Consider the following 18,130-nt stretch of genomic DNA (forward strand, 5'->3'; position numbering starts at 1 on the left):
CGTGAAAGACAGGCCGAAGACGGAGCGGGTCAGCACCGCCGACATGGCCGCTGCCTGTGCCTACGTCGTCAGGACGGCCTGGCAGGCCGACCGCGCCCGGCTGACCGGCGTCCTCCTGGTCCAACTCGCCACCGCCACCGGCCTCGCCGCGGTGGTGCTCCTCCTGCGGGGGACGCTCGGCGACGTACTGCCCTCGGACTCCTCCGGGTCGGGCTCGTCGCCGACGGCGGGGGAGGGGGAGCAGAGCACGCGGCTCGTCATCGCCGTGGTCGTCCTGATCGCGCTCGCCTCCGCGAGCGGTGTGCTGCGCACGCTGAGCAGTGGCTGGCAGCGACTCCTCACGCTGGCGGTGGACCGTCACATCATGGCCGACGTCCTGCGCGGCGCGGCGCGTGCCGACCTGGAGTCGTTCGAGGACGCCCGCTTCCACGACAGGCTGCAACGGGCCGTCTTCGCCTCCCGCTCCCAGCCCGTCATGCTGGTGACGGCGCTGACCGGTGCGCTGCAAGCGGTGCTCAGCATCGTCGCGGTCGCCGTGGCGTTCGCCGTCATGACCTGGTGGCTGCTGCCGTTCACGGCGCTGTCCGCCCTTCCGATGCTCAAGGCGGCGCGTGACGAACGCGATGCCGACTACAGCCTGCACGGTGACCTCGCCGAGGGCAGACGGGCCCGCCAGTACCTGGAACAGCTGCTGGCCGGCCGCGACGAGGCGAAGGAGGTGCGCGCCCTCGATCTCGGCCGGGCGCTGCACCGCCGCTGGAGCGACCGCTACGGCGAGGAGATCCACCGCACCGCCGCGATGGTGCGCGTGCACACCCGCCGCAAGGCGGTCGCCCGGGTGCTGGGCGACTGCGGCCTCGTCGCCGTCGTCGCAACCCTGTGGTGGATGGTGCACCTCGGCGAGGTGCCACTGTCCACGGCGCTGGCCGCGCTCGGGGCGCTCCTGCTGCTCGCCACCCGGGTGCAGATGCTGGGCTACCTCTTCAACACCATCGGCGCTGCCGCACTGTACGTGAAGGACATCCGGACCTTCACCATCCCACGGACGGCGGATCCCGATGCCGTGCGTCCCGCCGGGGACCCGGCGCCCTTCACCTCTCTGCGCGCCCGGGCGATCGAGTTCCGCTACCCCGGTTCCCCCGCGTACGCCCTGAGCGGGGTGTCGGTCGAACTGCGGGCAGGTGAGGTCGTCGCGCTCGTAGGGCGCAACGGCTCGGGCAAGACGACGCTGGCCAAGATCCTCGCCGGGCTCTACCGGCCCGACGGCGGTTCCCTGCTCCGGGACGGGCTGTGTGTGACGGACACGACCGGACTGCGGGCGGCGTCGGCCGTCCTCTTCCAGGACTTCGTCCGCTACAAGCTCCCGGCCCTGGACAACATCGCCTTCGGACGGGCGGAGGCGGCCCTCGACATGGCCGGAGTGCAGCGGGCCGCCGCCAGCGCCGGGGCCGAGGCCCTGATCCGCTCGCTGCCCGACGGATACGGCACCGTGCTGAGCAAGGAGTACACCGACGGAGCCGACCTGTCCCTGGGACAGTGGCAACGTCTCGCCCTGGCGCGGACGTTCTACCGGAACGCTCCCTTCGTCATCCTGGACGAGCCCACCGCCTCACTGGACCCCCAGGCCGAGGCCGATCTCTTCGACCGGATCCGCACACTGTTCGCGGGGCGCACGGTGCTGGTCATCTCCCACCGCTTCTCCAACGTCCGCAGCGCGGACCGCATCTACGTCATGGACGAAGGCCGCGTCATCGAAGAGGGCGACCACGAGAGCCTGATGGCGGCGGAGGGGGCCTACGCACGCCTCTTCCGGCTCCAGGCCGACGCCTACCAGGAGAACACCCCGCAAAAGACCTAGTCGATCCACTTGCCGGTGTCCTCGAACCCGGCGCCCACCCGAAGCAGCGAGGCTGGTGCCGGGCCGATCAATGCTGAAAAATGTGACACCCCTCGATTCCTGTGACGTGCCGGAAGGCAGGTGGTGTTGCTGTGCCGCGTGGAGAGCGACCGCTGGAAGCCGGAGACAGCCCGCTGCTGAAGTTCGCCGCGGACCTGCGACGGCTGCGCAAGGAAGCGGGCAGCCCGCCGTACCGGACGCTGGCAGAGCACGCGCATTACTCGATCTCGACTCTTTCCAGCGCGGCGTCAGGACAGCGGCTGCCATCCTTGGAGGTGACTCTGGCGTACGTGCGAGCCTGGGACGGAGACACGCAGGAGTGGGAGCGTGTCTGGCGGACGGTGGCGGCCGAGCTCGGAGAGAGCTCTGCGCACGCCGATCCGGTGGAGGCCCAGGGCGGGGCGCCCTACCTGGGTCTGGCAGCGTTTCAGACGCGGGACGCACAGTGGTTCTTCGGCCGGGAGCGGCTGGTGGCAGAGCTGGTGGAGAGGCTGGACCGGCAACGGTTCGTCGTGGTCTATGGGGCCTCGGGATCGGGGAAGTCGTCACTCCTGCGAGCTGGGCTGGCTCACCGGCTCATCACAACGACGCCCGTGATCGTCTTCACGCCGGGCGCCCGGCCCCTGGAGGAGTGCGCTGTGCGGCTGGGCGCGCTGGCGGGGGTCACTCCCGGCGGGTTGTACGCGGAACTGGCCTCGGGGCCGGAGAATCTGGGGCGGGTGGTACGGCAGATCGCCGCCCGGCAGGGGGAAGGCGACGGGGACGTCGTGCTCGTCGTCGATCAGTTCGAGGAAGTCTTCACTCTCTGCGGAGATGATGCCGAGCGGGACGGCTTCATCACCGCATTGGTCACCGCCGCTTCCGCTGTCGGCAGCCGGTGCCGGATCGTCCTGGGGGTGCGCGCCGATTTCTTCGCGCACTGCACCCGCCATGCGCTGCTGGTGGAGGCGATGCGCGAGGGGCCGATGCCCGTGGGGCCGATGACGCTGGAGGAACTGCGGCAGGCGGTGGTTCAGCCGGCCCAGCGGGCCGGGCTGACCGTGCAGGGAGCGCTGCTGGCAGCGCTGACAGCGCAAGCGCACCGCCAGGCAGGCGTGCTGCCGCTGCTGTCGCACGCGCTGCTGCAAACCTGGCGCCGGCGTCGCGGCAACGTGCTGACACTGGAGGCGTTCGACGCGACAGGGGGGCTGGAGGGCGCTCTGGCCCGAACAGCGGAGGGGTTCTACCAAGGTCTGGACGCGAAGCAGCGCGAGTTGGCCCGGGAGGTGTTCGTACGGCTGGCAGCACTGGGGGAGGACACGGAGGACACTCGACGCCCGGCGCAACGGCGGGAACTGGAAGGTCTGGCCGACTCCGGCGACGACGTCAGCGTCATACTCGACGAGGCGGCCAAGGCGCGGCTGCTGTCCCTGGACTGCGACCGCGTGGAGATAGCCCACGAAGCCCTGATCCGCTGCTGGCCCAGGCTGCACGGTTGGCTGTCCGAGGACCGCGACGCCCTGCGCACCTTACGCCAGCTCACCCACGCGGCCCAGGAATGGCAGCAGCTGGGCGGCGACCCCGGCGCGCTGTACCGCGGCACCCGCCTGGACATGGCCGCAGCACTCGGACATCGATCACTGTCCGCCCTGGAACGATCCTTCCTCGATGCCGGCTTCGCCGCGAGAGTCAGCGAAGGTGCGGCAGTCCGGCACAGGACGCGGATCCGACGCCTGGCGGTGGCTCTGCTGGGCGTCCTCGCCCTGGTGGCCACCACAGCCGCGATCTGGGCGACAGAAGCGCAGCGCACGGCGGACCGGGAACGCGACGTCGCCATGTCACGGGAGTTGTCAGCCCGGGGGGACGCTCTCCTGAATCGCCGCCCGGAGGAAGCGATGCTGCTGGCACTCGGAGGGCTCCGGAAGGCGCCCACGACAGAGGCGCGCAGCAGTCTGCTGAGCGCCTACAACATGCACCGGGCCAATCAGCTCACCGCACACACCGGCAGTGTGAACGCCGTGGCGTTCACCCCCGACGGGCACACCTTGGCGTCGGCGGGTGAGGACCACAGCGTAAAGCTGTGGAACACAGCGACGCGGCGGTTGACCGCCACTCTCGGCGGGCACACGGACGCGGTGACCGGCGTGGCGTTCAGCTCGGACGGACGCACTCTGGCCACAGCCGGCGCCGACGGCAGTGTGAAACTCTGGAACCCGGCAACGCAAAGGGAAACGGCCACTCTCACCGGCCAGGGCAGCGCCCTGAACGCGCTGGCTCTGAGCCCTGACGGACGCGTCCTGGCCAGCGCCGGCAACGACGGCACGGTACGCCTGTGGAGCACGTCCCACCGCAGGGCGATTGCCACGCTCTCCGGTCGCGCCGGGGCCGTTCACGCGGTGGCCTTCTCGCCGGACGGACGCAAGGTGGCAACGGCCGGTGCCGATCGCACCGTACGCGTGTGGGACGCGGCGTCACGCCGCATCGCCGCCAGGTTCACCGGGCACGTCGACACCGTCCGTGCCCTGGCCTTCTCCCCGGACGGCCGCACTCTGGCGTCGGCCGGCGATGACACCACCACCCGCTTGTGGAGCCTCAAGACGCAGCGCATCATCACCGTCCTGCGCGGCAACGGCGATTCAGTGCGGGCCGTCGCTTTCTCCCCGGACGGCCGCACCGTGGCCACCACAGCCGCGCACAGCACCGTAAGGCTGTGGAACCGTGACACACACCGTCAAGTCGGCGTCCTCACCGGCAACACGGACGCCGTGAACGCTGTGGTGTTCAGCTCCGACGGGGGGTTGCTCGCCACGGCCGGCGCCGACGGCACGGTGCGCCTGTACAACCCCGCCACGCGCCGAGCGCTGATCACCTTCGGCGACACCCCGAGTGCCCTGCGCACCGCTTTCAGCGCCGACGGACGCACCCTGGCCACCGGTTTCGGCGACGGCACCGTCAGGTTGTACGACGTCGACCGACAGCAGGAGACGGCGATGTTCACCGCTCACGACAACGGGGCCTGGGGCGTGGCCTTCAGCCCTGACGGCCGCACACTGGCCACAACCGGCGCCGACAAGACCGTCCGGCTGTGGAACACCGCCACCCACCGGCAAACCGCCGTCCTGACCGGCCACCGGAAGAACGTGCTGGCAGCCGCCTACAGTCCGGACGGGCGCATCCTGGCCACCGCCTGCTACGACGGCACTGTGCGCCTGTGGGACGTCTCCTCGCGGCGTGCCGTCGTCCTCGCCGGGCACACCGACGCGGCCCTCGCCGTCGCGTTCAGCCCTGACGGGAAGACGCTCGCCTCCGCCGGCGCCGACGGAACCACCAGACTGTGGGACACCACCACCCAGCAGAGCACCGCCACCCTCACCGGACACGAAGACGCCGTGTCGGACGTGGCGTTCAGCCCCGATGGACAGACGCTCGCCTCCGCCGGCGCCGACGGAACCACCAGACTGTGGGACACCACCACCCAGCAGAGCACCGCCACCCTCACCGGACACCACACGGCCGTCTCCGCGATCGCATTCAGCCGGAACGGGCACCTGCTGATCACCGGTGGACAAGACGGCACACTGCGTCTGTGGGATGTCACCAGGCGGCGCACCGTGGCCGTCCTTCGCAGCAACGCCGACCGCCTCAACGACCTGGCGCTCGGCCCTGACGGCCGCACCCTCGCCACCACCCTCGGCGAGCCCATGGCCAAGGTGCGGCTTTGGAACCTCGATGTCCGCCAGGTCACCCGCCTCACCTGCCGGGCGAGCAACGCCCACCACTGGCCGAAGCTGCTGACCGGTTCACCCGAGGCAGCCGCAGCCTGCCCTTGACCCGGTCCTGTTCCCCGGAGCCGCCCGTGGCGGAGGTGACGCCATGGCAAGATCGTCGGCCTTCACGACATGGCGCTCGATCCGTCGTTGCCGGCCTGCTTCCGCCGTCGGCCGGCCCGTTCTGCCCGCCCGAACCACGTGTGCGATGCCGTGCGTGAGGTCGTGAAGGCAACCGGCGTCCTCACGGCAGGCTCCCTGCTCACCGCCCGGCCCGTAACCAACTCCGTTCGTTTCATTGACATCTCACTCAGAAGACCTACCGTTGGGAGCGCTCCCATGACAGCCTTGCAACTGGAAGGAGTCCCCCCACATGCGCAAACAGAGTCCGTTAGCCGGGCGTTCGCGTTCACCCCTCCGCCGGCCTCTCCAGGCGCTCGTCATGCTGTTCGCCGTGGTTGTCGGCGCACTCACCTGGTCGGCCCCCGCCCAGGCCCACGGCACCGTCGTCGGCCCCGCCACCCGCGCGTACCAGTGCTGGAAGACGTGGGGCAGCAACCACACGAACCCGGCCATGCAGACCCAGGACCCCATGTGTTGGCAGGCCTTCCAGGCCAACCCCGACACCATGTGGAACTGGATGAGCGCGCTCCGCGACGGCCTCGGTGGCCAGTTCCAGGCGCGGACCCCCGACGGGACGCTCTGCAGCAACAACCTCTCCAGGAATGACAGCCTGAACAAGCCCGGACCGTGGAAGACCACCACCGTCGGCAACAACTTCTCGGTCCACCTGTACGACCAGGCGTCCCATGGTGCCGACTACTTCAAGGTCTACGTGAGCAAGCAGGGCTTCAACCCCAAGACCCAGACCCTGGGCTGGAGCAACCTCGACTTCATCACGCAGACCGGCCGCTTCGCCCCGGCGAAGGACATCACGTTCCCCGTCCAGACCTCCGGCTACACCGGACACCACGTCCTGTTCGTGATCTGGCAGGCCTCGCACCTCGACCAGGCCTACATGTGGTGCAGCGACGTGAACTTCGGCTGAGCCGGAGAGCGCCGGACACGGCACCGGCCCCTGCCTTGCACCGGTACCCGCCGTCCGGCCGACCGAGCCCCGTCGGGCCGGGGACCCCCTTGGTCACCCTGCCCCGACGGGGCCTTCCTGCGCTCCCAGGGGCTGTGTGATGTCGTGATCAGCCTTGTCGTTCCGGATCCGTCCGGGAGGCGGTTCCGGCGGGAAGTCCCAGCCGGACGTTCAGCGCCCTCCCGAGAACGGGACTCCGGCACGGCAGAGCACGTTGGCGAAGAAGCTGTCCTCACCCGTGCGCACGGCAAAGGCTGCGGCCCTGACTCTCGCCTTGAACTCGTCGTGATCGAGGGGCTCGGGCTCGAGCCCCAGAGAGCGCAGCCCGGTGTGGACACTGGGATTGATCTCGCGGATCCGGTCGGTCACCCAGCTGTGCTCGACCACGACCTGTGCCAGCACGGCCTCCACGACGTCCAGGAACCCGGGTTGGCCGTACCGGTAGCCGAGATCCACGACCGGGGTTCCCGGTGCCAGAGGCAGTCCCGCGTCGCTGATCACGAAGGTGTCGGTGTGCCGGAGCCCGGCGATCAGGCCGGCCAGCTCCTGGTGGATGATGCCTTTTCGTATCACGGTTCAGCCCTTCTCGGCAGGGGTGACGGTGGCAAGAGTGGCGCGCAGGGTGTCCAGGTCGGCGCGGTACTGCTGGGCACCGGCGGTCCGGACTGCCAGGGAACCGGCGGCCGTCCCCAGCCGGGCGGCCTCCAGGAGTGAGTCACCGGCGGCCAGCCGGGCGGCGAGCACCCCGGCGAACGCGTCGCCGGCACCGGTGGTGTCCCGGACTTCGGCGGGGATGGCAGGGAGTGCGGTGGTGATGCCGTCGATATCGGTGATGATCGCGCCCGCCCCTCCCAACGTGGTGATCACCGCCTTGGCGCCGCGAGCGCGCAGCGCGGCGTGCGCTTTCCGTACGGCGGACGGATCCGTGGCCCTGCCCTGGGCGGGTTGCCCGGAGACCACCGCCTGTTCGTGCTCGTTGACGATCAGCACCTCGCACCGCGAGATCAGCTGATCCGGCACTTTGACGGCCGGCGCGGCGTTGAGCAGGAACCGGCCCGTGCAGGCGGCCGCCGCACGCTCCACCACGTCCAGCGGTACCTCCAGTTGGGCCAGCACGACGTCCGCTTCCGTGCCGGCGCCCTCCAGCGGGTCGCCCTGGGACGGCCACTCGTGATTGGCCCCGGGGATCACGATGATGGTGTTGTCTCCGGCCGCCACGGTGATCCACGCGGTTCCGGTCTCGGCGTCAGGCACCGGGACGACCCCCTGTACCTCCACATTCCTGTCGAGGAGCCCCGCACGTGCGAGAGCGGCCTGCGGATCGGTGCCCACCCGGGCGATCATCGCGGTGCGTACGCCGACGGCCGACGACGCGACGGCCTGGTTGGCTCCCTTGCCACCGAGCGTGACCTGCGTGGACCGGCCGAGGATGGTCTCCCCGGGGGCGGGGAAGGCGTCGGACACCACGACGTGGTCGATGTTCACCGAGCCGATCACCACCACCAGGGGCGGCCGGGGTTCAGACACGGGCGTCCCCTTCGAGTGCTCCGGTGATCAGGCCGACCAACTCGTCGCCGGTGGTGTCGGCGACGGTCCGCCGCGCGGCGGTCCGCCCACGGCGCAGCACGTACGCGGTGTCCGCCACCCGCAGCACCTGCGCCATGTCGTGGCTGATCAGCAGCACGGTCACCGCCGCGTCGCGCAACCGGTGGATCAGGGCCTCCACGGCCGCCGTCTCCCGCACGCCCAGGGCGGCGGTCGGCTCATCCATGATCACCAGCGTTTTGCCCCAGTTCGCCGCCCGGGCGATGGCTATGCTCTGCCGTTGGCCTCCGGACATACGGCGAACCGTGGCGCGTACGTTGGGCACGTTGACGTCCAGCCTGGCCAGGATGTCCTGGCTGTGGCCGATCATGGACTTCCTGTCCAGCACCTGAAACGGTCCGAACCCTTGGGTCAGCTCCCGGTTGAGATACAGGTTCTGCCACACCGGGAGGTCCTCGATCAGTCCGAGGGTCTGGTACACCGTCTCGATGCCCCGCCGACGTGCGTCGTCAGGGGAGTTGAGCCGAATCGGCTCGCCCCGGAAACGGATCTCACCGGCGTCCGGGGGATGCACCCCGGTCAGGCAGCGCACCAGGGTGGACTTGCCCGCCCCGTTGTCTCCCAGCAGTGCGGTGACCTCACCTTCGGCCAGAGTCAGGTCCACTCCTTGCAATGCGCGCACCGCGTCGAAGGACTTGCACAGTCCCCTGATCGTCACGAGCGGCGGGTCGACGGCGGAGGCATCGCCCGTCGTGCGGGCTGCGGTATCTGTCATGGCTGCCCCTACTTCTGGAACCGGGAGATGAATGCGGCGCCCAGCACCACGGCACCGACCGCGACGGGCTGGTAGTACTGCGAGATGCCGAGCAGGGTGAAGCCGTTGACCAAGGACTGCAGCAGCACCGCGCCGGCCACCGAACCCAGTACGGAGGCCTTCCCTCCGAACAGGCTGGACCCGCCGAGCACGACGGCGGCGATGGAGCCGAGCAGCAGGTCGGTCTGCAGGCTCGGGTCGGCGCCGCCGGTGCGGGCCACGAACAGCACGGCGGCGATACCGCACGCCAGACCGGAGCTGGCGTAGGCGATGAGCCGCATGCGGTCGACGTGGATGCCGGCCTCCCGAGCGGCTTCCCTGTTGCCGCCGGTGGACAGCAGGTACGTACCCGTGCGCGTACGGAAGAGCAGGAAGCCGATCACCGCGGCCCCCAGGACGGCCACCAACCAGAACCAGCGCACCGGGCCGATCCCGTCCAGCGCCAGATCGCGCAGGAAGCCGGAGTTCACCGCGACGGTGTTGCCGCTGCTCAGCAGAAGGGTGAGACCGCTGACCACGGACAGCGAACCGAGTGTGACGATGAAGTCCGTCATGTTCAGCCGGGCCACCAACAGGCCGTTCACCACGCCGACCGCCAAGCCGGCCAGCAGCGCCAGGAGCACCGAGAGAGGCAACCCCCAGCCGTGGGTGTAGGCGTATCCCAGCACCGCCGCCGACCAAGGCAGGTTGGACCCCACCGAGAGGTCGATACCGGCCACGGTGACCACCAGCTGCTGGCCCATGGCGAGCACCAGCAGGATCGAGGTGGACACCAGCAGGTCGCTGATGTTGCTCACGGTGAGGAAGTCGGGCGTGGCGATGAAGAACACCACGAACACCGCGACCACCCCGATCGGGGCGGCGAGACGCGCCGCCGCCCCGACTGAGAGACGCTCCGTGAAATGCGCGGGCGCCTGAACGTCTGTCATCGCCGGCTCACTTCCCGTCCGTGGTCAGCGGGTTGGTGAACGGCTCGATCGGCTGCGGGAAGGACTTGATCGCCTTGTCCACGTTGCCGGAGTCGATCAGCGCCGTCGGAGAGACGATCCGGGTCGGCACGGTCTTGTGCTTGACCAGGTTGATGCACGCCTGCACGGCCATCTGCCCCTCGGCGTAGGGGTACTGCGAGATGGTGCCGCTCAGCGTGCCGGCCTTCACGGCATGCAGCGCGGCGGTGATGCCGTCCACGGAGATGATGGACACCTTCCCGGTCAGCCCCGCGTTCTTCACCGCCTGTGCGGCGCCCAGGCCCATGGAGTCGTTGGCGGCGAAGATCCCGGTGATCCCCGGGTGCGCCTTGAGAATGGCCTCGGTGACCGTCTGCGCCTTGGCCTGGTCGTAGTCGGCCGGCTGGGTGGCCACGATCTTCAGCTTGCCGGCCACCGCGTCGGAGAAGCCCTTCTGGCGGTTGATGCCGTTCTGCTCTCCGGCGATGCCTTGCAGTAGGGCCACATCGCCATGTCCGCCCATGCGCTTCAGCAACGCCTCTCCGGCCTGCTTGCCCGCGGTCAGGTTGTCGGAGCCGATGAACGACGCGTAGGACACGCCGGCCTGCTTCGAGGCGCCCGGGTCGATCTGGGTGTCCAGGTTGAGGATCGGGATCTTCTTCTGCGCCACCGGGACCAGCGGGGTGATCACGTTGGTGGCGTTCACCGGCACCACGCCGAAGCAGTTGTAGTTCTGCCCGGCCAGGGCGGACAGCTTGGCGTTCTCCCCGGTGGAGTCGGTCTCCGACTGACCGGCCTGGACGTTCACCGTGACGCCCAGCTTCTTGCCCTCGGCTATCGCGCCGTCGCGCAGGGCCGCCCAGTAGGGGTTGGTGAAGTCACGGGTGACGATGGCGATGCGGGGGGCGTCCTTGCTCTGACTGCTCCCGCTGCCGTCGCTCTGTCCGCCCCGGCCGCAGGCCGCCACTGCGGCGAGCAGGGTGATGGCGATGGTCACGGTGGGCAGCCTGCGTCTGGTGTGGTTGGACATGGCGGTGTGCCTTTCTTCGCGTCATTGCGTCCGGTCGGATCTGTGCCGACCGGTAGAAGGTGACTCGGGCAGTGGGCCGAGGGGATGCTCAGTAGGAGCGTGCAGCCGAGGGCTGATCCGGTCTCCGGCCGTTACGTGCCGAAGGTGCGGAGGCGACCCGCCGACGGGTCCGGGCTCGGCGCCGCCGGCGGGTGGGTGCGGTGGGGTGGGGTGGCAGCCGACCGGTGCTGATGTCCCGGAGGACCGGGCAGACGGGCTGTGATGCCAAGGGTTCGGGGATCGGCGATTCCGGCTGCCGTCGATCGTTGATCGGCAGGGGGGAACCGACGGGCGGCATGGCGTGTTCGGGTACAGGGCGACGCTGTGGCCGGCGTGCCGCCATCGTGATGCGGCGGCGCCGCGGCCACGCCGGCTGAGCGCTCAGCGCCGAGCGGCGTCGGCAGACGGACGGACTGCGGGAATCACGTGGGAGTAATGATGTTCGCTCATTCCCGTGCCACGGGGCGTTGGTTCATCTGATTCCGTTCGTCGCCTTGCCTTGCCGCCTAGTGGATCAAAAGGCGGAACGATGGTAAGCCGAGCCGGTTGGACTGCAATTCCCCCGGAGTGAGCGAAGTTCCGGGGGCAGGCCGTCTCCGACCATCGTCTCGAGGCGGCCATGTCCACGACCACTGGCTGGCGGCGCGCGACAAGCCGAATATTTCGCGAGGCTGCATCACGCACGTTCCTTTCCGGAACAGTCAGCCAAGAATCTGTAAAGCGTTACGTAATCGATTACGCTGCTGATGGCGAGCTATTTAAACCATGGGCCGTAAAGGGTGTCAAGGGTGGAAAGTCATCGCACAGAGTTGGTGCCGAACCCTTGACCGGGCGGGGTGTAATCGATTACAAGAGGGCCTTGGTCCAGGTGTGGGAGGTGGCGATGGGGGTGACCGTCGCAGATGTCGCTCGGCGTGCCGGGGTCTCGACGGCCTCGGTGTCACGAGCCCTGTCGGGAGCGGACGGCGTGAGCGAGGCGGTGCGGGAACGCGTCATCGCGGCCGCTCGAGCGCTGGGGTACCGGCCGAACACCGTCGCTCGTTCGCTGCGGACCACACGGACGCAGACGATCGGACTGATCATCCCCGACATGGTGAACCCCTTCTTCAGCGAGCTCGCCTGGGCGATCGAGGAGGCGGCACACGAGCACGGCTACAGCGTGATCCTGTGCAACGCCAACGAGGAGACCGACCGCCAGGACGGGTACGTGGAGCTGCTGCTGGCCCGGCGTGTCGACGGTCTGCTGCTGACGCCGGTGCTGGAGGAGTCGGAGGCCCTGCGCGCCGTGGCACGCCAGGGCGTGCCGATGGTGTTCGTCGACCGGGCGCTGGCCAGCATGGAGGCGCCGGTGGTGCGTGCGGACGGGACGCTGGCGATCTCGCAACTGGTCGATCACCTGGTGGATCTGGGGCATGAACGGATCGCGGTGATCACCGGCCCGCAGGCTACGGTCACCGGCCGCGAACGGCTGGCCGCCTTCCGCGCCGCGATGCGGGCACGTTCGCTCGACCTTCCCGATGAACTCGTACGTTTCGGGAACTTCCAGGCGGACAGCGGCAGGCGGGCCGCTGCCGAGTTGCTCGATCTGGACGACCCGATCACGGCGGTGTTCGCCATCGACAACCTGATGACCTTGGGAGTCTTTCAGGAAACGCGTAGGCGGGGGCTGCGGATCGGCAGAGACATAGCGGTGGCCGGTTTTGACGATCCGCCCTGGTTTCAGCTCTTGGATCCGCCGCTGACCACGGTGTCGCAGCCGGTGGCCAGAATGGGGGCGCTGGCGGTGGATACGCTGATCGATGCGATCGGTGCCGGATCGGTGGAATCACATTTGCTCGACTGCGCATTGGTGATCCGGGAATCATGCGGGGAGACGGCGGCTTCTCGGTAAACATTCCGGTCGTCGGCTGAAATCCCGTTAATGACGCCGGCGACGGCTGAACCGGATGCCGGGGCCTGGAACCTTTGCGGCCACTTCCTGTGGTCCGTGCTGGACGCATTCGAGGGGGCTCACGGCTCCGGCGAGCGCTTTGCGCCGTGTACGTCGACCGCCCGGCCGCGCCCGCATGCCCAAGGCCGGCGCCCGCCGGTGTGCGGAGGTCGCCCGTACTCACGTGCTGCCCGGCGTCCCGTGCGCGTGAAGCGGCGCATCGAGAGCTCCGCTGGTCCTGAGGGAAGTGTGGACGCATCGGGCTGAAGTCTTCTAGCCTTGTCGGCAGACCCATCACGGTCGTCGATGTGACCCGGCAGCGCGGCAGCCATCGACTTCTCCTGTTTCCGAGCTGTTGCCCCCGCTCGGCGTACTGGCCTGCTGAAGCACACCCGGCGGGCCGAAACGGCGACACCCCGCTACGGCATCGGCGCGGCAGCGCGCGCCCCAAGCCGGCAACCACCTGTTCGGGAAGGGGACTGCATTGTCATGCGCATGTTAACCAAGAGGGTCGTGGCCGCGCGCTGGCAGGCCATCGGATCGGCTCTGCTCCTGGTCGCGGCCGCTCTCGTCGCGACCTTGTCCAGTGCGACCTCCGCCTCGGCGCACCCGATCAACCCCGCCGACTTCCAGCAGGTCCAACTGGCCCGCGGAGTCGCGGAAGTCGGGGAGCCGATGTCGCTGGCCGTCCTCGCCGACCGGTCGGTGCTGCACACCGCTCGCAACGGGACCCTGCGCCGCACGGATGCGGGCGGCAACACCACGGTGATCGGCAACATCCCCGTGTACGGGCACGACGAGGACGGCCTCCAGGGCATCGGCATCGACCCGGGTTTCGCGACCAACCGGAACATCTACCTCTACTACGCCCCGCCGCTGTCCACACCAGGCGGCGACGCGCCGGCCACCGGCGGCAACTGGTCGGCGTGGCAGGGCGTCAACCGGCTGTCCCGTTTCACCCTCAACGCCGATTTCACGCTCAACCAGTCCAGCAAAGTGGACATTCTCGACGTGCCGGCCGACCGCGGTACCTGCTGTCACGCCGGCGGAGACATCGACTTCGACGCGGCAGGCAACCTGTACCTGTCCACAGGCGACGACACCAACCCGTTCGAGTCCGCCGGCTATTCCCCGCTCGACGAGCGGACCAACCGCAATCCGGCGTTCGACGCGCAGCGCACCGCCGCCAACACCAACGACCTGCGCGGCAAGATCCTGCGGATCAAGGTGAACGAGAACGGGTCGTACTCGATCCCGGCAGGCAACCTGTTCCCGCCCGGCACGGCCAGGACCCGGCCGGAGATCTACGCGATGGGCTTTCGCAACCCGTTCCGGATGAGCGTGGACAAGGCCACCGGCACCGTCTACGTCGGCGACTACGGCCCCGACGCCGGCGCCACCTCGGCGCGCGGGCCGCAGGGCCAGGTCGAGTTCAACCGCGTCACGGGCCCCGGCTTCTACGGCTGGCCGTACTGCACCGGCACGAACACGAGCTCCGAGACGTACGCGGAGTGGGACTTCGCCACGAACACCGCAGGCCCGAAGTACAACTGCTCGGGCGGCCCGACGAACAACTCCCCCCGCAACACCGGCTTGAGCACACTGCCCGCCGCCAAGGCCGCCTGGATCCGTTACGGCGGCGACGCCGGCAGCCCGTCGGCGTTCGGCGGCGGCTCGGAGTCGCCGATGGCGGGCCCGGTGTACCGGTACGACCCCGACGTCAGCTCGCCCACGAAGTTCCCGCAGTCCTTCGACGGGCAGTTCTTCGCCACGGAGTTCGGCCGCGGCTGGATCAGGCCGATCCACCTCAACGCCGACGGCTCCCCGGGGACCATCGACAGCTTCCCGTGGACCGGCAAGCAGGTGATCGACTCGGCGTTCGGCCCGGACGGCTCCTACTACGTGCTGGACTACGGCACCGGGTATTACCAAGGCGACCAGAACTCCGCCCTGTACCGCTTCGACTACGTCGGCGTCGGCAACCGCGCGCCCACGGCGGTGGCCGGCGCCAACCGGACCTCCGGAGCGGCGCCGTTGACCGTGACCTTCTCCTCGGCCGGCTCGTCCGACCCCGAGGGTGGGGCGCTGACCTATGCGTGGAGCTTCGGTGACGGCACCAGCTCCACCGCCGCCAACCCGACGAAGACGTACGACACGAACGGCGACTACACGGCCAGGCTGACCGTGCGGGACCCGCAGGGTGCCACCGGCACCGCCGATGTGCGGATCACCGTCGGCAACACCGCGCCGACCGTGACCATCGACAGCCCCGACGCGGGGGAGATCTTCGCCTTCGGCGACACCGTGCCGTTCCGTATCACCGTCACGGACCCGGAGGACGGCACGGTCGACTGCGACAAGGTCAAGCTGACGTACATCGTCGGTCACGACAGCCACGGCCACCCGGTCACCTCGAAGACCGGCTGCTCCGGCTCGATCACCATCCCGGTCGACGGTGAGCACGACGACGCGGCGAACATCTTCGGGGTCTTCGACGCCGAGTACACCGACAGCGCCGGGCTCACCACGCACAAGCAGCACATCCTGCAGCCGAAGCACCGGCAAGCCGAGCACTACAAGACATCGTCCGGCATCGCCGTCCTCGACAAGTCCACAGCCGAAGGCGGCAAGTCCGTCGGTGACATCGAGAACGGCGACTGGATCGCATTCGAGCCGTACAAGCTGAGCAAGGCCACGTCGTTCAGCGCCAGGGTGTCGTCAGCGGGCGCGGGCGGCACGTTGCAGGTTCGGGCCGGCTCACCGACCGGCACCGTCCTCGGCTCCGCCACGGTCCCGGTCACCGGCTCATGGACGAACTTCACCACCGTGGGCGGCTCGATCTCCGGTGCGCCGGCCGGCACCACGACGCTCTACCTGACCTTCGCCGGCGGTTCCGGATTCCTCTTCGACGTCGACGCGTTCACCTTTGACACCGGCGGCAGCTCGCCCCCGACCCCCGGCGTGGGGCCGGTCGTGGGGCTCGCGAACAAGTGCCTGGACGTCCGTGACGGCAGTTCGGCGGACGGGACGGCGGTGCAGATCTCGTCGTGCACGGGTTCGGCGGGGCAGCGGTGGACGGTGGCGCCGGGGTCGACGGTCAAGGCGCTGGGCAAGTGCCTGGATGTCAGCGGCAACAGCACGGCGGACGGGGCGAAGGTCCAGTTGTGGTCGTGCAACGGTGGCGCCAACCAGAACTGGCAGGCGTATCCGGACGGGTCGCTGCGGAACCCCCAGGCGGGCAAGTGCCTGGACGTGTCGGGCGCCAGTTCGGCCGACGGCGCCCTCGTGCACCTGTGGACCTGCCACGGCGGAGCCAACCAGAAGTGGACCCTGCCTTGATCTCTGTCACCGAGAAGGGAGCGACGGACATGCGCAGACAAGCCCGAATGCTGCTGGGCGGGGCGGCCACGACACTCGCCGCCCTGGTACTCCTCGCGCAACCCACACCCGTCAGTGCCGCGGACACGCCCTACGACGTCCTCGTGTTCTCCAAGACGGCCGGTTTCCGGCACGACTCGATCCCGGCGGGGATCCAGGCCATCCGCGACCTCGGCGCGGCGAACAGTTTCACCGTGACGGCCACGGAGGACGGCAACCAGTTCACCACCGGCAACCTGAGCCGTTACGAGGCGGTGGTCTTCCTCAACACCACCGGCGACGTCCTGAACGACGCCCAGCAGTCGGCGTTCCAGTCGTACATCGGATCGGGCGGCGGCTTCGTCGGCGTCCACTCGGCCGCGGACACGGAGTACAACTGGCCGTTCTACGGCGAGTTGGTCGGCGCCTACTTCGCCTCGCACCCCGCCGTCCAGCGGGCCGACGTCAAGGTGGAGGGGCGGGCGCACGCGGCGACCGCCCCTCTGCCGCAGACCTGGACCCGCACCGACGAGTGGTACGACTTCCGGACCAACCCCCGTACCACCGCGCGTGTGCTCACCACGCTGGACGAGTCGTCCTACTCGGGCGGCTCGATGGGCGCCGACCACCCGCACAGCTGGTGCAAGACCCACTCGGGGGGCCGGTCCTTCTACACCGGCGGCGGGCACAGCCAGGCGTCGTACGCGGAGCCGGCGTTCCGGGCGCACCTGCTCGGCGGCATCCGGTACGCGGCGGGCCGGACCAAGGCCGACTGCCGGCCCGAGACCGGCTACACGGCCCTCTACAACGGCTCGACCGCCGGCTGGTCGCAGGCCGGCCCGGGCGGCTTCACCAACTCGGACGCCACCCTCACCTCGTACGGCGGCCTGGGCATGCTCTGGAACAACGCCCGGCAGTTCACCAACTACTCGCTGAAGCTGGACTGGAAGATGCCCGGCGACGACAACTCCGGCGTGATCGTGGGCTTCCCCCCGACGAGCGACCCGCAGTCGGCACTGGACAAAGGCTACGAGGTCCAGATCGACGCCACCGACGCGCCCGACCGCACGACCGGCTCGATCTACGCCGTCAAGGCCCCGGACACGGCTGCCCGGGACGCGGCGCTCAACCCACCGGGCGAGTGGAACACCTTCGAGTTGCTGGTGGAGGGGGAGCGGCTCCAGGTCTGGCTCAACGGCGTGAAGATCAACGACTTCACCGACACCGACCCCACCCGCTCGCTCGCCGGCCACATCGGCATCCAGAATCACGGCACAGGGGACGACGTGTCGTTCCGCAACATCCGGATCAAGGACCTGGGCGGCAGCCCGCCACCCACTCCCGGCACGGGTCCGGTCGTGGGGCTGGCGAACAAGTGCCTGGATGTCCGGGGCGGCGGTTCGGCGGACGGGACGGCGGTGCAGATCTCGTCGTGCACGGGTTCGGCGGGGCAGCGGTGGACGGTGACGCCGGGGTCGACGGTCAAGGCGCTGGGCAAGTGCCTGGATGTCAGCGGCAACAGCACGGCGGACGGGGCGAAGGTCCAGTTGTGGTCCTGCAACGGTGGCGCCAACCAGAACTGGCAGGCGTATCCGGACGGGTCGCTGCGGAACCCCCAGGCGGGCAAGTGCCTGGACGTGTCGGGAGCCAACTCCTCCGACAACACCCTCGTGCACCTGTGGACCTGCCACGGCGGAGCCAACCAGAAGTGGACCCTGCCCTTAAGCTGACACGGCAC

The 18,130-nt window shown here is 69.3% G+C and carries 11 protein-coding genes; 6 read left to right on the forward strand and 5 right to left on the reverse strand.

Annotated features, from left to right (window positions below):
* Position 1: 1 nt before the first annotated feature.
* The 3 genes from ADK65_RS04320 (at position 2) to ADK65_RS04330 (ending at position 6,691) form a co-directional block, all read left to right on the forward strand.
* On the forward strand, positions 2–1,858 hold the full coding sequence (locus tag ADK65_RS04320) for an ABC transporter ATP-binding protein (protein WP_053668437.1): 1,857 nt from the start codon (positions 2–4) through the stop codon (positions 1,856–1,858).
* 131 nt (positions 1,859–1,989) lie between these two features.
* Entirely contained in the window at positions 1,990–5,706 is a 3,717-nt protein-coding gene (locus ADK65_RS04325) for a WD40 repeat domain-containing protein (RefSeq protein ID WP_159038719.1), read from the forward strand.
* Positions 5,707–6,085: 379 nt separating this feature from the next.
* Complete coding sequence (locus tag ADK65_RS04330; protein WP_053668439.1) at positions 6,086–6,691, forward strand: lytic polysaccharide monooxygenase auxiliary activity family 9 protein; 606 nt, start codon at positions 6,086–6,088, stop codon at positions 6,689–6,691.
* A gap of 210 nt (positions 6,692–6,901) precedes the next feature.
* On the opposite strand, the gene rbsD is transcribed toward ADK65_RS04330, so the two are convergent.
* The 5 genes from rbsD to ADK65_RS04355 are packed head-to-tail and all read right to left on the reverse strand — an operon-like array spanning position 6,902 to position 11,066.
* Positions 6,902–7,303 (reverse strand): D-ribose pyranase, encoded by a 402-nt coding sequence (gene rbsD, locus ADK65_RS04335; RefSeq protein WP_053668440.1) that lies wholly within the window; start codon positions 7,301–7,303, stop codon positions 6,902–6,904.
* A gap of 3 nt (positions 7,304–7,306) precedes the next feature.
* On the reverse strand, positions 7,307–8,257 hold the full coding sequence (locus tag ADK65_RS04340) for a ribokinase (protein ID WP_053668441.1): 951 nt from the start codon (positions 8,255–8,257) through the stop codon (positions 7,307–7,309).
* Positions 8,250–9,050, reverse strand: coding sequence for an ATP-binding cassette domain-containing protein (locus tag ADK65_RS04345; RefSeq protein ID WP_078955809.1), 801 nt, complete (start codon positions 9,048–9,050; stop codon positions 8,250–8,252). The genes ADK65_RS04340 and ADK65_RS04345 overlap by 8 nt, the downstream gene beginning before the upstream one ends.
* An 8-nt stretch (positions 9,051–9,058) precedes the next feature.
* Positions 9,059–10,018, reverse strand: a complete 960-nt coding sequence (locus ADK65_RS04350; protein ID WP_053668442.1) for an ABC transporter permease — start codon at positions 10,016–10,018, stop codon at positions 9,059–9,061.
* Positions 10,019–10,025: 7 nt separating this feature from the next.
* Positions 10,026–11,066: a substrate-binding domain-containing protein gene (locus ADK65_RS04355; RefSeq protein WP_053668443.1), complete on the reverse strand. Its 1,041-nt coding sequence runs from the start codon at positions 11,064–11,066 to the stop codon at positions 10,026–10,028.
* A gap of 922 nt (positions 11,067–11,988) precedes the next feature.
* Here ADK65_RS04355 and ADK65_RS04360 point away from each other — a divergent pair.
* The 3 genes from ADK65_RS04360 to ADK65_RS04370 all read left to right on the forward strand — a co-directional run bounded on the left by ADK65_RS04360 (position 11,989) and on the right by ADK65_RS04370 (position 18,122).
* Positions 11,989–12,996, forward strand: coding sequence for a LacI family DNA-binding transcriptional regulator (locus tag ADK65_RS04360; RefSeq protein WP_053668620.1), 1,008 nt, complete (start codon positions 11,989–11,991; stop codon positions 12,994–12,996).
* A gap of 528 nt (positions 12,997–13,524) precedes the next feature.
* Complete coding sequence (locus ADK65_RS04365) at positions 13,525–16,374, forward strand: carbohydrate-binding protein (protein WP_053668444.1); 2,850 nt, start codon at positions 13,525–13,527, stop codon at positions 16,372–16,374.
* A 29-nt stretch (positions 16,375–16,403) separates the two neighbouring features.
* Complete coding sequence (locus ADK65_RS04370) at positions 16,404–18,122, forward strand: ThuA domain-containing protein (RefSeq protein ID WP_053668621.1); 1,719 nt, start codon at positions 16,404–16,406, stop codon at positions 18,120–18,122.
* Positions 18,123–18,130: the final 8 nt, after the last annotated feature.

This window comes from Streptomyces sp. NRRL B-1140, assembly GCF_001280065.1.
Lineage (GTDB): Bacteria > Actinomycetota > Actinomycetes > Streptomycetales > Streptomycetaceae > Streptomyces.

Coding starts and splice junctions, on each gene's coding strand:
- ADK65_RS04370 (WP_053668621.1), top strand. CDS start 16,404: ATGCGCAGACAAGCCCGAATGCTGCTGGGCGGGGCGGCCACGACACTC.
- ADK65_RS04330 (WP_053668439.1), top strand. CDS start 6,086: ATGCTGTTCGCCGTGGTTGTCGGCGCACTCACCTGGTCGGCCCCCGCC.
- ADK65_RS04360 (WP_053668620.1), top strand. CDS start 11,989: ATGGGGGTGACCGTCGCAGATGTCGCTCGGCGTGCCGGGGTCTCGACG.
- ADK65_RS04350 (WP_053668442.1), bottom strand. CDS start 10,018: ATGACAGACGTTCAGGCGCCCGCGCATTTCACGGAGCGTCTCTCAGTC.
- ADK65_RS04355 (WP_053668443.1), bottom strand. CDS start 11,066: ATGTCCAACCACACCAGACGCAGGCTGCCCACCGTGACCATCGCCATC.
- ADK65_RS04345 (WP_078955809.1), bottom strand. CDS start 9,050: ATGACAGATACCGCAGCCCGCACGACGGGCGATGCCTCCGCCGTCGAC.
- ADK65_RS04365 (WP_053668444.1), top strand. CDS start 13,525: ATGCGCATGTTAACCAAGAGGGTCGTGGCCGCGCGCTGGCAGGCCATC.